The sequence below is a fragment of the Micromonospora sonneratiae genome (assembly GCF_042679305.1).
Lineage (GTDB): Bacteria > Actinomycetota > Actinomycetes > Mycobacteriales > Micromonosporaceae > Micromonospora_H > Micromonospora_H sonneratiae.
In genome coordinates, this window is the sequence record NZ_JBHTMP010000109.1 from 1 (window position 1) to 14031 (window position 14031).

10 protein-coding genes are annotated in these 14031 nt (G+C 68.6%); 7 read left to right on the forward strand and 3 right to left on the reverse strand.

What is annotated here, in order from left to right; translation table 11 throughout:
• The 3 genes from ACFQ4H_RS33410 to ACFQ4H_RS33420 all read left to right on the forward strand — a co-directional run.
• Positions 1-400 (forward strand): GNAT family N-acetyltransferase (locus ACFQ4H_RS33410; protein ID WP_377579028.1); only part of this gene is annotated, 400 nt, incomplete at its 5' end.
• A 107-nt stretch (positions 401-507) separates the two neighbouring features.
• Positions 508-1419, forward strand: coding sequence for an aminoglycoside phosphotransferase family protein (locus ACFQ4H_RS33415; RefSeq protein ID WP_377579030.1), 912 nt, complete (start codon positions 508-510; stop codon positions 1417-1419).
• Positions 1420-1583: 164 nt separating this feature from the next.
• A complete protein-coding gene (locus tag ACFQ4H_RS33420) occupies positions 1584-4856 on the forward strand; it encodes a hypothetical protein (protein ID WP_377579032.1) in 3273 nt (1090 codons plus the stop codon).
• Positions 4857-5071: 215 nt separating this feature from the next.
• On the opposite strand, the gene ACFQ4H_RS33425 is transcribed toward ACFQ4H_RS33420, so the two are convergent.
• Complete coding sequence (locus tag ACFQ4H_RS33425) at positions 5072-8614, reverse strand: M20/M25/M40 family metallo-hydrolase (RefSeq protein ID WP_377579034.1); 3543 nt, start codon at positions 8612-8614, stop codon at positions 5072-5074.
• Positions 8615-9247: 633 nt separating this feature from the next.
• On the opposite strand from ACFQ4H_RS33425, the gene ACFQ4H_RS33430 reads away from it, so the two are divergent.
• On the forward strand, positions 9248-9781 hold the full coding sequence (locus ACFQ4H_RS33430; protein WP_377579036.1) for a ferritin-like domain-containing protein: 534 nt from the start codon (positions 9248-9250) through the stop codon (positions 9779-9781).
• Positions 9782-10048: 267 nt separating this feature from the next.
• Positions 10049-10285 (forward strand): preprotein translocase YidC, encoded by a 237-nt coding sequence (locus ACFQ4H_RS33435; protein WP_377579038.1) that lies wholly within the window; start codon positions 10049-10051, stop codon positions 10283-10285.
• A gap of 112 nt (positions 10286-10397) precedes the next feature.
• On the opposite strand, the gene ACFQ4H_RS33440 is transcribed toward ACFQ4H_RS33435, so the two are convergent.
• A complete protein-coding gene (locus tag ACFQ4H_RS33440; protein WP_377579040.1) occupies positions 10398-10805 on the reverse strand; it encodes a four-helix bundle copper-binding protein in 408 nt (135 codons plus the stop codon).
• A gap of 277 nt (positions 10806-11082) precedes the next feature.
• Between ACFQ4H_RS33440 and ACFQ4H_RS33445 the strand changes: the two genes are divergently transcribed.
• The gene (locus ACFQ4H_RS33445; RefSeq protein WP_377579042.1) at positions 11083-12138 is read left to right on the forward strand and encodes a hypothetical protein; all 1056 of its coding nucleotides are present in this window, start codon (positions 11083-11085) and stop codon (positions 12136-12138) included.
• A gap of 93 nt (positions 12139-12231) precedes the next feature.
• On the opposite strand, the gene ACFQ4H_RS33450 is transcribed toward ACFQ4H_RS33445, so the two are convergent.
• Entirely contained in the window at positions 12232-13317 is a 1086-nt protein-coding gene (locus ACFQ4H_RS33450; protein ID WP_377579044.1) for an LCP family protein, read from the reverse strand.
• 385 nt (positions 13318-13702) lie between these two features.
• Between ACFQ4H_RS33450 and ACFQ4H_RS33455 the strand changes: the two genes are divergently transcribed.
• Positions 13703-14031, forward strand: a 329-nt coding sequence (locus ACFQ4H_RS33455) for a hypothetical protein (RefSeq protein WP_377579046.1), incomplete at its 3' end; no start/stop codon positions are given.

The following is a 14031-nucleotide window of genomic DNA, read 5'->3' on the forward strand; positions in this document are numbered from 1 at the left end:
GATGGGCGCGCAAGCGGGGCAGCTCGACAGGATGCTCAGGGCAGCAGGCCAAGGGTGGCCGCCACCTGTTCGGGCACTCAAAGCCGATCTTGAGAAAGGCGACAACGATTACGCGACACTAGCCCGGGACAATGAAACAGCAGCCGGCCTCGCCTCGTACACCTTCCTGTGGCCCGCTGTCGGACTCACCCGGTCGCTCTACTTGAAGGAACCGTATGTCAGCAAGACGCATCGCCGACGTGGCATCGGAACCCTGTTGATGAGCATCTTGGCCACGATTGCGGCCGAAAACCGCTGTTCCCGTCTGGAGTGGACCACGGACACAGACAAACGGCAAGGCGCAGAAGTTCTACGCCTGCCTTGGATACGATCGGCTCTCCACGAAGGTTGTCTACCGTAGATCGTCGACCTGATATGCAACCTCAGCCGTAATCTGATCAGGCACCACCACCCGCCTGAGGTCGCTGACTTCGACCACGCCCTCGCCTCGATCGGACGGCCCGTGGCATGACAGAAACGACTGGCCGCTTCACCGAGCAGGCCATGGCTACGGCCATGCACCAGATCACCGGTCACCTCGGTGTGGCAGCCGATGACGCACACCTACTGCGGTTGACGAACAACGCCGTATACGCCCTGCCCGATACCGGGCTCGTCATCCGCATTGCCCGTACCCACCAACTTCACGACCGCGTGTACAAGGTCGTACGACTCGCCGGATGGTTCGCCGAGGTCGACGCCCCGACGGTCCGACTCGCGCCTGCCATCGCACAACCGGTCCAGGTGGGTGACCTGCTGGCTTCCGTCTGGCTGTACGTCCCACCCACACCGCAAGCGCCCACGGTGGACGACCTCGGCCGTGCCCTCCGCGAATTCCATGCGCTAGGTGTTCCACCGTTCCCGGTGCCCTCGTGGGATCCGGTAGGTGACGCGCGTCGGCGGATCGCTGACGCGGAAGGACTCAAGGACAGCGACCGAGGTTTCCTGCTTGACTGGTGTGACTGTCTTGGCCCCCGGGTCGACGCCCTCAACAACCGCGCACCCGGGCGGCTGATCCACGGTGACGCCCATGTCGGCAATCTGCTTCGCCAGCCCACCGGCCGGGTGGTGCTGTGCGATTTCGATGCCACCTGTTTCGGCCCCTGGCAGGCCGACCTCGCCGCCGTCGCCGTCGGCGAAGTCCGGTTCGGCCGTACCGGCACCCACTCCGCCCTCGCCGCAGCCTATGGCTACGACGTCACCGCCGATCCTGACTGGCCCCTGCTACGCGACGCCCGCGAACTGAAGATGGTTGCCGCCGCTGTCCCGCTACTCGCCAGCTCGACCGGAATCGCTGCGGAGTTCGCCGTCCGCCTCCGGTCCATTGTCGATGGCGACCGAGCCGCCCGGTGGACTCCCTTCGCGCAGGTCGGCCGCTGAGCCCGGCTGCCGGAACCAGCAAGGCAGTACTGCCGAGCAGCAACTTTCAAACCCTCGGGATCCTCTTCGGGATCTCTACGGTGACATCCACGCATCGCCCATAGCCGTCCGAGGCCGCCGAGCACAGCAATAACCGATCTCGCTCCGGTTCACTCGCGGGCACAATGAACGCCGTGCTCACCGCCACCCGTGCCCTGCTGACTCTGCTCGATCCGCTTCCGTACCCCGCGCGGATGAACCGCCTCGTGGAATGGGCGCGCACCACGCCCGACCGTGCCCGGGTCTGCGCCGACCTGCGCGAGCAGGGCCCCTACGAACGGAATCTCGCCCTGGTTGCCGCGTTGGTGACCCGGGACACCGACGGCATCGGGGCAGCGGTGCGCGACCCCCAGCCGTCGATCAGGGGTGCCGCGCTCACTGCGGCGGTGCGCGCCGGCATCCCGATCGGCGACGTTGCCGACCGGTCGGCGGTGGAGCGGCGCCATGTCTATCGGGCCCTGCGCCTCAGGTATGCGCCGGCTGTCGCCGACGCGCTCATCACCGAGATCCGTGCCCAGTTCGGCGACAAGGAGGCCGCCGCACTGCTGCCAGCCTGCGGCACCGATACGGTACGGACATTGCTGCCCGAACTGGAGCACGCGCTCAAACTCGAACGGCTGGTCCGGTGGCACTCCGGCCCCCTGCTGGACCGGGTTCGCGAACGGCTGGCCGTGGCCGGGCCCGAGCTGCGTGGGAGGGTCTGGGGCGAGGCCGCCGGTGCAGTGCTGCGATGTGACCCGGCAACTGTGCTCGACCTGCTCGAACGGTACGCACCCGACGAGTCGCTGCCCGGCCCGCTCCACGCGTACGGAATGCTCGCGGCACACGACGCACGTCGCGTCGCCCGTCTGCTCACCACGCCCGGCCGAGCAGCCTGGCTGAAGCGGACCGTGCTGCCGCCGGCCCTGCTGCGCCGCCTCGCGGCGCTGTCCACCGACGAGCTGGCACCGCTCGCCAGCCGGTTCCGGGAACACAGTTGGGCGCTGGCGAAGCTGCTCGACGCCGTCGCGCCGAGCCGGCGTGAGGAGCTGTACAACCGGGCCCTGGCCGAGGCCGACACGGCAGCGCTGATCCCGGCTGCCGAGATCATGGAGGTGCTACCGGCCACGGTCCGGATCCGTGAGGCGACCCGGGTGCTGGACCTGGCGAGAATCCGCGAGCGGGAGTCCGAGGTACGCACCTGGAGTGCCTACCTGGCCTGGCCGGACGCGTCCGCGGCGCTGGAGGTCGCGCTGCGGTCGGGCGACGCCGACGAGCGGGCGCACGGCTACGTGCTGTTGGTGGAGGCCGCCCGCCGTTCCCGCGACCCGCAGGCGGTGGCCGAGGTGGTCGTCCGGCTCGGCCGGCTGCGCAACGAACAGGATCCGGTACGGGCCGCCGCGCTCACCGCGTTGGGGAAGGTGGCGCCGCTGCTCACTGTGGACACGGCAGCCGGGCTCAGCCAGCTGACCACCGACGCGGTCGACGCCCGCGACGCCTCCGCCGCCACCACGGCGGCACTGAGCACGCTCGCCGCCGACGTCCTGCGGCACCATGTGGCCGTGCCGCAGCTTCGCGAGTGGGCCCTGCTCACGATCGACCTGGTGAGTACCGGTGCGAGCGTACCGGTACTGCACCGCTTCGACACGGTGCTGCGGCGCGGGCAGGAGACGATGGTCTTCGAGCGGCTGCGCGGCTGGGTCGAGGCCGGCATGACGCGCGGCCGGTACGGTCCGCTCTTCGTGCTCACCCACGCGCTCGGCAAGCGCGCCTGGCGGCTGCCGCAGCTGCAGGAGTTGCTGCGTCGGGCGATCGGCCCGGACACGCTGCCCTCGATCGCCCGGACGGCGATCGGGCTGTGGCTCGACGACCCGCGTACGCGCTCGGCCCGGGTCGCCGAGGTGCTCGATGTCGATGCGTCGGCGGTGACGATCCGCGAGGTGTGGGCGACGATCTGCGGCTCCCGCACCGACCTGCTCGACCGGGTGCTGGACCGTCGCCCGGACGGCCGGTTCGTGGAATCGGGGACGCGATGGGTGCCCGGCCGGGCGTTTCACGCCGAGCGCTGGCTGCCGCGTCAGCAGGCCCGCTTCGTGGACCTGCAGGAACTGATCATCGCCGACACCGGGCAGGGGGTGTGGCAGCGTGCGTCGGCGATCCGGGCCGCCGCCGGCATCCCCGACGCAGGCCGTGAACTGGTGCTGCGCCACCTCGACGACTCCGAGGTGGTGATCGCCGAGGCGGCGCTGGGCGCCCTGGTCTGGACCGACCGGCCGGCCGAGGCACTGCCGGTGCTGCTCCGGTACGCGGACGGCGATCGGGCGCGGGTCGCGCTGTACGCGGCCGGCCGGGCTGCCCGGTACGTCGCACCGTCCCGCCTGGCCGACGTGCTCGGCGAGGTGGTGACCGGTCCCGCGAAGATCACGAGTCGCAAGGAGGCAGCCCGGGTGCTGGCACGCTACGGGCCGCCGCAGGTTATGGCGACGCTGCTCGACGCGTACAAGAACCCGGATGCACACCGCGACGTGCGGGCAGCGATCGTTTCGGCCGCCCGGCAGCGGCTACAGACCGAGGCGAGCTGGACCATCCTGCGGACTGCGGTCGGCGGTAGCCGGGAGGAGCGGCGCGCGGTCCTGGGCGCGTACCCGTACACGATCCCGCAACGGCACCGGCCGCGCTACGGTGCGCTCATCGTCGAGGCTTGTCGCGTCGGCGACCGGGAGGTTCGGCGCACCGCGTTCGGCCAGCTCGGGGAATGGTCGCCGTGGCTGGCCGGGATCACCGAACTGGTCGTGGACCGGCTCACCGACCTCGGCGAGACGATGTCGCAGATCGAGGTCGCGAACCTGCTGAAGGCCGGCGGCGACGCGGTGTTCGGTGTCGCGCTGGCCCGGCTCGTGGACCGCGACGCGGACGATGATCATCCTGGCGACCCGGTCTCGGACCGTCCGGCCAGACGCCGCATCGAACTCCTCGCACGCGGCGCGGTCGTCCGGTCCGGAAGCCGGCCGGCCAATGCCGATCGGACCGCGCTGGTCGAGTCGGCGCGGCGGCTCGCTGGTCATCCCGCCTTCGCCGGCACGGCCACGGGGCTGCTGGTCGAGCTCGGCCGGCTGGACAATCTGGACGAGGTCGCCGGACTGTGTGTGGGTCGGCCCGTCCTCGCGCTCCGCACCGCCGACCGCGTCGGCACTCGCCTGCAGGGCCTCCGCGAGCGGGTCGACCTGGCGTTCCTCACCGGCACGGTCGCGCGGCTGGCGGGACGCGGTGACCTCGCCGGTGGACTGTTCGCGGTGGCACTGGTCCGGCACGGGGCCAGCTTCGGGTGGAAGGCACCGTGGCGGGATCTGCTGATCGGACTGCGTCGACACCCGGATGCCGACGTGTGTGCGGAGGCGTACGCCGTCGACATGGGCTGACCGCCGTAAACGGAAGCTACCCGGGGTTGGGTGGATCGCCGGCCGGGTCGGTGGGACAGGTGGACAGGCGTTGGGCAGCCCCGGCCAGATTACGGGAAGGGTTGAGCCCGGCGGTGGGGCTGAGGTCCCACCGCCGGGCTCCGGGTGAACGGGGCTAGGCGTTCACCGCGTACCGGGTGCCAGATCAGCACCGGCCAACAAGGCCGGGCCCCTGATCAGCAGGCGCCTGCGTCGGCCCAGACGGCCCACGAGCCGGGTGCGCCTGGCTCGGCCCCGGTCGAGTACCACGTGCTGTTCCACAACCGGCCGTTGTGGGAGACCTGGTCACCCGGGGAGTACGGGGTGTTGGCGTCCCAGGCCTGAACCCCGCCACAGCCACCGCTTCCGGTGATGGTCAGGGTGTAGGTCGCGGTCCGGTCCACCGCCGTACCGTCGCCGAGCACGGTCAGGGTGTACGTACCGGTCGGCGCGCCCGCCGAGGCGGTGATCGTCAACGTCGACGACCCGCCCGACTGGATGGATGACGGGCTGAACGACGCGGTCACCCCGGCCGGCAGGCCGGACACCGACAGCGCCACGGTCTGCGCGTTTCCGGAGGTGGTCTGGGTGTTGACCGTGGTCGTCACCGAGCCCCCCGGTGCCGCCGAGCCCGAGGTCGGGTTCAGCGAGAGGGAGAAGGTGTCCTGTCCGCCGTCGCTGAGCACGGTCAGGGTGTAGGTCGCGGTCCGGTCCACCGCCGTACCGTCACCGAGCACGGTCAGCGGGTAGGTGCCGGCTGGCACCGCCGCCGACGTGCTGACGGTCAGCGTCGACGACGCTCCGGACTGGATCGACGACGGGTTGAACGAGGCCGTCGCACCGGCCGGCAGGCCGGACACCGACAGCGCCACGGTCTGCGCGCTGCCCGAGGTGGTCTGCGTGTTGACCGTGGTGGTCGCCGACTGACCGGCGGTGACCGTACCGGAGGTCGGGTTCAGACCGAGGGAGAAGTCGCTGGCCGGCTGGGTGCTGACGGCCTGGTTCCAGATGCCGTACGAGACGGCGTCGGCGGCCCGGTCCAGCGGGGTGTCCGCGACGTTGCTGATGTTGTCGCAGGACATGTGGTAGCAGGAGTCGTACGCCGCGTTCGCGGTCCCGCCCCACTTCTGGGCCTGTGTCGTCGTCTTGCGGGCGGATGCACCGGCGGCGATACCGCTGGAGGCGATGCCGGCGTTACGGAAGGAGGCGTCGTCGGAACGGTTGGCCCCTTCGACGTTCTCCTCCGTCGACACGCCGATGGAGTCGTAGTACGCCTTCAAGGGCGCGGCTGCCGCAGTGGTGATGTTGTTGATGAAGTAGCCGGCGTTGCGGGAGCCGACCATGTCGAAGTTCCAGTACGCCTTGATCTTCGTACGCTCGGTGGCGGGCAACTGGTTGACGTAGTACGCCGAGCCGCGCAGGCCCTGCTCCTCGTCGGACCACCAGGCGAACCGGACCCGCTTGGTCATGGTCGGGTTCTGCTGGGCCAGCACGAGGGCGACCTCCAGCAGTACGGCCGAGCCGGAGGCGTTGTCGTTGATGCCGGGTCCGGCGGCCACGCCGTCGAGGTGGGCACCGAGCATGAGCACCTGGTTGGCGTCACCGCCGCGCCATTCGGCGATCAGGTTCACCGATCCGCTGGTGCAGGAGGTGCAGGTCTGTCGGGTGACGGTGTAGCCGGCGGCCTGTAGCCGCTGCTCGACGTACTGGAGGGATGCGGTGTAGCCGGGCCGGCCGGAGTAGCGGTTGCCGCCGTTGTTGGTGGCGATGGTCTGGAACTGGTTCAGGTGCGTCTTGATGTTGGCGACGCTGATGTCCGGTGCGGGGCCGCCGGGTCCGCCGTCGCTGTCGACGGTCAGGCTGTACGTGGCCGTACGGTCGACGGCTGCACCGTCGCCGAGCACGGTCACCTGGTAGACGCCGGCCGGGGTCGCCGCCGAGGTGGCGATGCGCAGGCTGGAGGTGCTGCCCGACTGGATGGTCGCCGGGGTGAAGGTGGCGGTGGCTCCGCTGGGCAGGCCGCTGGCCGACAGGGTGACGTTCTGTGCGCTACCCGAGGTGACCGACGTCGTCACCGTGGTGGTGGCGGCCTGGCCGGCCGTGACGGTGCCCGTACCGGGGTTCAACGTCATCGCGAAGTCGTTGGTGCCGCCGGTCGGGCAGGTGGGCTCGCTGGCCGAGGCGTTGACGCTGATCGCGCTCCACGCCGCCTTGGTGGTGGCACACTCGACGGCGCTGTTCGGGAACAGTTCGATGGCGGCGCGTACGGTGGCCAGCCGGGCGGCGGCGTGGTTCCAGGCCGAGGTCTTGCGGCCGAGCCCACCCATGAAGATCCGGCCGGCCTTCTGGATGCCGATGCCGGTCACCGTGGAGTTGTCGCAGGTCGGGCTGCTCGGCTTGCCGCCACCGGGGTTGCTGCCCTCGGCCAGCAGGTAGAACCAGTGGTTCTGTGGGCCGGCGGCGGCGTGCACCTCGGTTCTCGGGATGGAGCTGGAGTAGCAGTTCGGGTGTCCGGAGATCCGCGAGGGCTGGTACATGTAGCGGATCGGGCCGGTGCCGGTCAGGTTGATCTCTTCGCCGACCTCGTAGTCCCCCGGGTCGTTGGGGTTGTTGGCGTAGTGCTCGGTCAGCGCCCCGAAGATGTCGCCGGTGGACTCGTTGAGCCCGCCGTTCTCGTTGCCGCTGCCAACCCCGCCCGGAGTGGTCTGGAAGATGCCGTGGCCGTACTCGTGGGCGACCACATCCATCGAGGTGGCCTGGCCGGTGTTGGCGCGGTTGTGGCCGAAGTTGGTGAAGGAGCCGTTCCAGTAGGCGTTGACCTCGTTGAGGCCGACCCGGGCCGGGAAGCCGCGGCCGGAGCCGTTGATCCCGTTACGGCCGAGCCACGCGCTGAGCATGTCCCATTCCTTCTGCGCGCCGTACATGACGTCGACGCAGGCGGTCTCCAGGTTGGTGCCCTGGCCGTTGCCCCAGGTGTTGGTGGTCTTGGTGTACGTCTGGCCGTTCTGGCCGCCGCAGCTGAGGCCGGGTCGGTTGGGGTCACTCATCGAGTACGACGAGCCGGAGCCGGACGTGTCGAAGGTGACCTGTCCGTTGTAGTAGCCGTTGCCGCTGGCGGCGAAGACCTCGTCCCACGACTCCTCGGGCAGCACCGCACCGGTGGTCGCGTCCACGTACACGTGGTACCTGCTCTGCTGGCTGGCTCGCCGCCCCTCGAGGACCACTTCGTACGCCAGTCGTCCGCTGCCCCGCGCGAGTACGCTCAGCCGGGGCGGGTAGGCCGTGGTGATGCTGGTCATCTGACTCCGGGCCGCCTTCGCGGCGTCCGCGGCACTCACCTTGGCGGTGGTGGCGACGTCCAGTTCGGTCTCCTGTGCCCCGCTGACGCTGAGCACCTTGCCGGCCTCGTCGGTGACGACGACGAAGTCTCCGCCACGGACCGGAAGTCCCCGGTAGGTCCGTTCGTACGCGACGTACTGCAACCGGTCCTGTCGGATGACCGAGCGTCGGTCGAACGCGTCGTACGCGGACCTGTGCACTGAGGCTGGTGTCGAGTCGAGGAACCGGTCGGCGGCGACCTCGGGGGCGATCGCCAGGCTCGGCTCGGCTGGATCAGCGGGTCGGCCGGCTGAGTCCTTCGACAGGTTGACACCGGCGATCGCCGACTGGCCGACCAGTGTCAGTGCGATGGCGGCTGCGACTAGGGCAGCTCCACCGCCTAACGCGATTCTTCGGTTCACTGTGGCTCCTGGGGGTGAGGGCAACAAGTGTATTAACTCGTGTTACTGCCCGAGTAACCATCAGCTAAGGGGATGGCCGCCGCCCCGTCAAGAGACGTTCACACATGTGAACCTTCGAGCCGACTTCCATCTCCACCGATATGCCACCCCAGCCCACAAGGCGGCGATATGCATCGGTAGATCGATTTAGATCGACAAAAGACCACGACCTGGACATCGGCCGCTCACCGAACTCGTCGCGCCCCCGCCGACCTCGTCGCGTCAACCCTCGTCGAACTCGTCGCGTCAGCCTCCTCGGGGCGAGCGCCCGCGCGGCGCGCACCTCCGACGGCACGGCCAACGCGCCAAGCCGAAGACAGCATTCGCCACCGAGGCCAGGAACTGCACCCGATCACCCGTTCAGGACTGCATGACGAGGCACCACCACTGGACCTGACTGGCGCATACATGAAGCAAACTCGTTCACCCGCAGCACCCGGCCCACGCTTTTCAGGAAAGCGACCCACATGAACGAGCTCGGCGACACCTCTGCATGGCATAGGATTTTGTCCACCCAGCCAACAACCGCATGATTCAGCCTGCCCGGAAAGGCCATCGAAGCACATCCGTCGGCAGCAAGAAGACAGGAATGCCATGCCGAACCAGTTCGCACTCGATGTCACGAAGATCCGCGACGAAGCGCGCCAAAGGATGGAGGAGGGGCCGGTCACCGCGACCTACGGCGGTGACACCAATCCGGTGCTGGACATCCTCAACCAGGTCGTTGCGACTGAGATCGTCTGCTACCTGCGTTACACCCAGAACTCGATCGCCGCGTCGGGCATCGACAGCTTCCAGGTGGCCACCGAGTTCCAGAAGCACGCGGCCGAGGAGTTGCAGCACGCCCTGCGCGCGGCCGACCGGATCGATCAGCTTGGCGGCGTGGCGAACTTCGACCCCGAAGGGCTCGCCCGGCGGGCCATCACGGAATACTCCGCACCGGCCGCAACGGATCTGAAGAGCATGCTCCAGGAGAATCTCGTAGCCGAACGCATTGTCATCTCCGCCTATCAGGAGATCATTCGGTGGATCGGAGATGCCGACCCGACCACGCGCCGACTGATGGAGAAGATTCTGGAGGAAGAGGAGGACCACGCGAACGACCTGACAGACCTGCTTGGCGTCTAACCTGATTATCGCGTCTCCGGCACGGACAGAATTGCTCCGGCATGGACGATGACCGAGTTTCACATTGTCCGTACCCGGTTTCTTCGATCCTCGTCGTGAGATCCGGTGTGGCATCGCGACGCGGAGACCGGGTAATGGCAGCGGCAACGCCCGGGACGGCATCCGGATCCCGGGCATGTGTGGTAGCCAGCAACGTTTCACTGCTGCGATGTCGGGTAGCTGAGAATGCCGTCGCACCGGGACGGCACAAAACCGATGGGGGACGGGATGAACTATCGCGCACGCGACGGCGAGGAGCCGGTCGACCCCGCGCACGCCGAGGACGAGGCCGGCCAGGTCCCGCTGGTGCAGGTCGAGGCGGAGACCGACGTACCGCCGCCGGCACCCGGTGCGCCCAAGCCGGACATCGTGACCGAAGACGACGGATCCGGGATGATCAGTGGGGCGTCGGGCAGCAGCTCAGGCGGATCCTCCATGCCGACACACCCGGACGCGACACGCTGAGAGCAATCGCTCCAGGAACCCACACCGTCGCAGCCCCGGATCGTGGCCGCGAGTTCGTCGATCCAGGTAGGACTTCGTCGAACCGGGTAACGGGTCTGGCACCGGTGGTGGGTCAGCCCATCGCCGCAAGCAGTTCCCGGCAGGCCTGCTCACAGGCGCGGCACGAATCGGCGCAGATCCGGCAGTGTTCATGCCTGCCGGCATGTGCGGCGCACTCGTCACCGCAGCTCCTACATGCCGTCACGCACGCCTCCAGCAGGCTTCGGCTTAGGTTCGCGTCGTACTCGGTGTGCCGAGACAGCACGCGGGCGGTGGTGTCACAGATGTCCGCGCAGTCCAGGTTCGTACGAATGCACTTGGTCAGTTCGGCCACCACGTCCTCGCTCAGGCAGGCGTCGGCACACGCCGTACACGCCTGGGTGCAGGATCGCAGGGCATCGATGGTGGCGGCGAGCTTGACCCGGTCCAGGTTGATCGACTTTGGATAGGTCTCAAGCATCGGCATCGTGGTAGTCGTCATGATCTGCTCCTCCGTCATCGTGGCTTACCGGTGTCATACCCCGGGCCATCCAGGCCATTCCGGAGTCGGTCGGCGGATCGGAACCGCCACCGGTCCGCCACCTACAGCGCACTGACGGGGGCGGCCATGAGAGCCGGCCGGTCGACGGCCATGAGGGCCGGTCGGTCGGCGGCGGCAGAACGGAACACGCGGCCCGACTGGCCCCAGACACCAGAACGACTGCGGAGTGTGTAGGTTCACATCCGGAGTGTGTCCCCCTGATCCGAGGAGTGCGGCAGTGTCTGATGCTGAGCGGATTCGGCGGGCTGCGGTGTGCCGGGATGCCTGGGAGGCGCTGTGCGCCGGGGACCGACAGTCAGCCACTGACCAACTCGGACGGCTGGTAGCCGCACCACCTGGCGCACCGTACCTCGCCGAGGCGGCGTTCCTGCTGGCCCTCGCGCAGGTCGACGGCGGCAGCTACGACCCGCTGCGCGGATGTGCGACGGCCCTCCGGCAGGCGGCGGAGACCGCCCACCCGGTGTACGCACCCGCAGCGAAGATGCTCCTGGCCAGACACTGCGTTGCCTCGGCGAACTGGGCCCTGGCCGCGCGGTTGTGGGAGGAACTGGCCAGACCAGAGTTGCGTGGCTACAACGCGCTGGCCTGGTTCGGCCTGGCCGGCCTACACCAGCGGGCACAGGAACCCGACCAGGCGCGAGAAGCGATGCACCGGGTGTGGTCGACGGGAGACTTCCAGTTCGCGCCCCGGGCACTGGGTTGGCTGATCTCCCACCACGCCGACAACGGCGACACCACCAAGGCCGCCTGGTTGGCCAAGTCGGCATTCGGCGGGTGGGGCGACCCGCTCATCTACGACCGGATCACCCTGATCAGCCTGCATACCGTCGTCGGACGCTCCCTACTGCACCAGGTGATCGACCCGCAGAAGGTCCTCACGGGAGCCGAACTGTTGGCCGAGATCAACGCTGTCCGGGAGGAGCCGCTGGCCAGGCAGTTGGCCAGGGACCTGGGGCACCAGCCGGTACCGATGGACGGTGTCGACCTACCCTGGTACGAGCCGTACCTGCGCAACCAGCCGGATGCGACCAGCCTGCACCGGGTGGCCCACGAGGCGCTGGCGTACGCCGATGTCGCCTGTGGCCTGGCCGCGATCCCGTACGTCGAGGGTGACCGTGGCCCGGGCAACGCCTTCGAGAAGATCGTGCATCAGGCCGGCCGGTACGAGTGGGGGCCGATCATGACCGCCAGCATCCGGCACCGCATGTTGTCCGTACTCGGGGCACCGGACGACTTCATCCCCGCCACCTGGGCCGACCCGCCCTCAGCATGACCGGCTGGCCTGCCACCGGTACCACCGGATCACCCTTCCGCCGGCAGCCACGGCCGCGGAGACGGCACCCGGAGGTCCCGGGCCACGCACCGATCAGTAGCTCGGCGGCGGCTGGGGGTTGTCGGCCACCCACTGCTTCAACGTGTCGTCCCGGATCGCCGCGAAGAGTGAGCCGGTCTTCGCCTCGTCGAGGATGACGACTGAGCCAACCGACTCGATCGTGGCGGTACGGGTGTGCGGGGCCGTGACGAACTCGACCGCGTCCGGCCTGATGTGCCGCAGCGCCATGGCGAGCTTCCGAATGTCCAGTTCGCGATCCACCACCAGCGCCTTGGCGGCGGTGGTGAGCAGCCGGTCGAAGCGCACCGGGTTGAAGGCCACCTTGTCCTTGGTGATCTTCTCCACCAACGCTTTGATCACCAACTGCTGGTCGTGGATCCGGCCGAAGTCACCGCCGGGCACGCCGTAGCGCTGCCGCATCAGCTCGTTCGCCTCGTTCCCGTCGAGCTGGTGACAGCCCTTGGCCCACCCGCCCTGACTGCCGAGCATGACGACGTCGTACGGCAGACAGACACGTACGCCGCCGACGGCGTCGATCATCTGACGGACGGCTGAGAAGTCGGCCACGATGACCCCGTCGAGTGGAACACCGATCAGTCGGGTCATCGTCTTCGCGGCCAGCGCCGGCCCACCGAAGGCGAATGCCGCATTGAGCTTGTTCATTCCTCCCGACCAGTTGGCGCCCCCCTGCGGGACGTGGACGTAACTGTCCCGAGGTACGGAAACTATGGTGGCCTGGTTACGGGCGGCGTTGAGGTGCAGGAGCATGATGGTGTCGGACCGCTGACCTGACACGCTCGCCTGGTCCGGCTCACCGGACCGGGAGTCGGAGCCGAGCAGGAGTAGGTTGAGAGGTCCGTCCTCCCAGCGTTTCTCCCTCTTCTCCTGCTCCTGTTCCTGCTGCTTCTGCTCCTCCGGCGGCCCGGCCGGCGGTTCGAGGATGTCGGCCCGCTGCACCTGTTTCTCGTAGCGGTTCTGCAGTCCGAACCCGGCCGCCGCCAAGCCGCCACACAGCAGGACGGACAACAGGGTGGTCAGGATGGCGATCTTCTTCCTCCGGCTGAGTCGGCCGCGCCGAGGTCGCCCCTCGTCCTCGTGAGGATCCTGCGTTTCATCCACCATGTTCACCTCTCAACCGAAGAGCCTCGTCCCGGCAGCGGGTTCCGAACCGATTGACCGCCGCCGGGGGTCGGCCTCGACCGGCTCGGTCCGGCACAGGTTCCGATCGAGCCGGATATCTCGATGTCACGCTGACGGCGGCTTCGTACTTCCTCGCCGCCATCGATCACCCCGCCGGTCGTCCGGTGAGCCAGGAGACTGCGGGGTCAGCCTCCTCGAACCAGCAAAAGTCAGAGTTACGGAAATTATGTAGCTTCCGGGGACTTGTGTCCTGAAAACGCACCCAATAGGCAGTTCGAACGTACGGCGGTTTTCCCCGCGAGCGCACCTGCCTGCTGCTCCCCCGCGCTTGCTTCCACTCCAGCTCTGTTGAACCATGATGCGCGTGACAGCGGACCGGGATACGGCTACCTTCCAGCCCGCCTTCGTACTCTGGGCCTCGGCCGCTGCCCTCACCGCCGTCATGGCGTTGCCGGCCTCCCGCAGCCGTGATGCGGCAAGCCTCGTCGTCGGCCTGCTGGCCTGCGCGGTCGGAACCGGTCTGGCCTGGTGGGCGGTCCGACGGGGACAACGGGCGGTGGCCACGGCGCTCATCGCGAGCGCCGGGCTGTGGGCCGGGCTGGCCGGCTGGGTCGCGACACTGCTACTCAACCGGGTCCCGGTGGTCGCCGGGGCCGTGGCGGCGCTGTGCGCCGCACTCGTCACCGCCGGGGC

Coding starts and splice junctions, on each gene's coding strand:
- ACFQ4H_RS33430 (WP_377579036.1), top strand. CDS start 9,248: ATGCCGAACCAGTTCGCACTCGATGTCACGAAGATCCGCGACGAAGCG.
- ACFQ4H_RS33420 (WP_377579032.1), top strand. CDS start 1,584: ATGAACGCCGTGCTCACCGCCACCCGTGCCCTGCTGACTCTGCTCGAT.
- ACFQ4H_RS33415 (WP_377579030.1), top strand. CDS start 508: ATGACAGAAACGACTGGCCGCTTCACCGAGCAGGCCATGGCTACGGCC.
- ACFQ4H_RS33440 (WP_377579040.1), bottom strand. CDS start 10,805: ATGACGACTACCACGATGCCGATGCTTGAGACCTATCCAAAGTCGATC.
- ACFQ4H_RS33435 (WP_377579038.1), top strand. CDS start 10,049: ATGAACTATCGCGCACGCGACGGCGAGGAGCCGGTCGACCCCGCGCAC.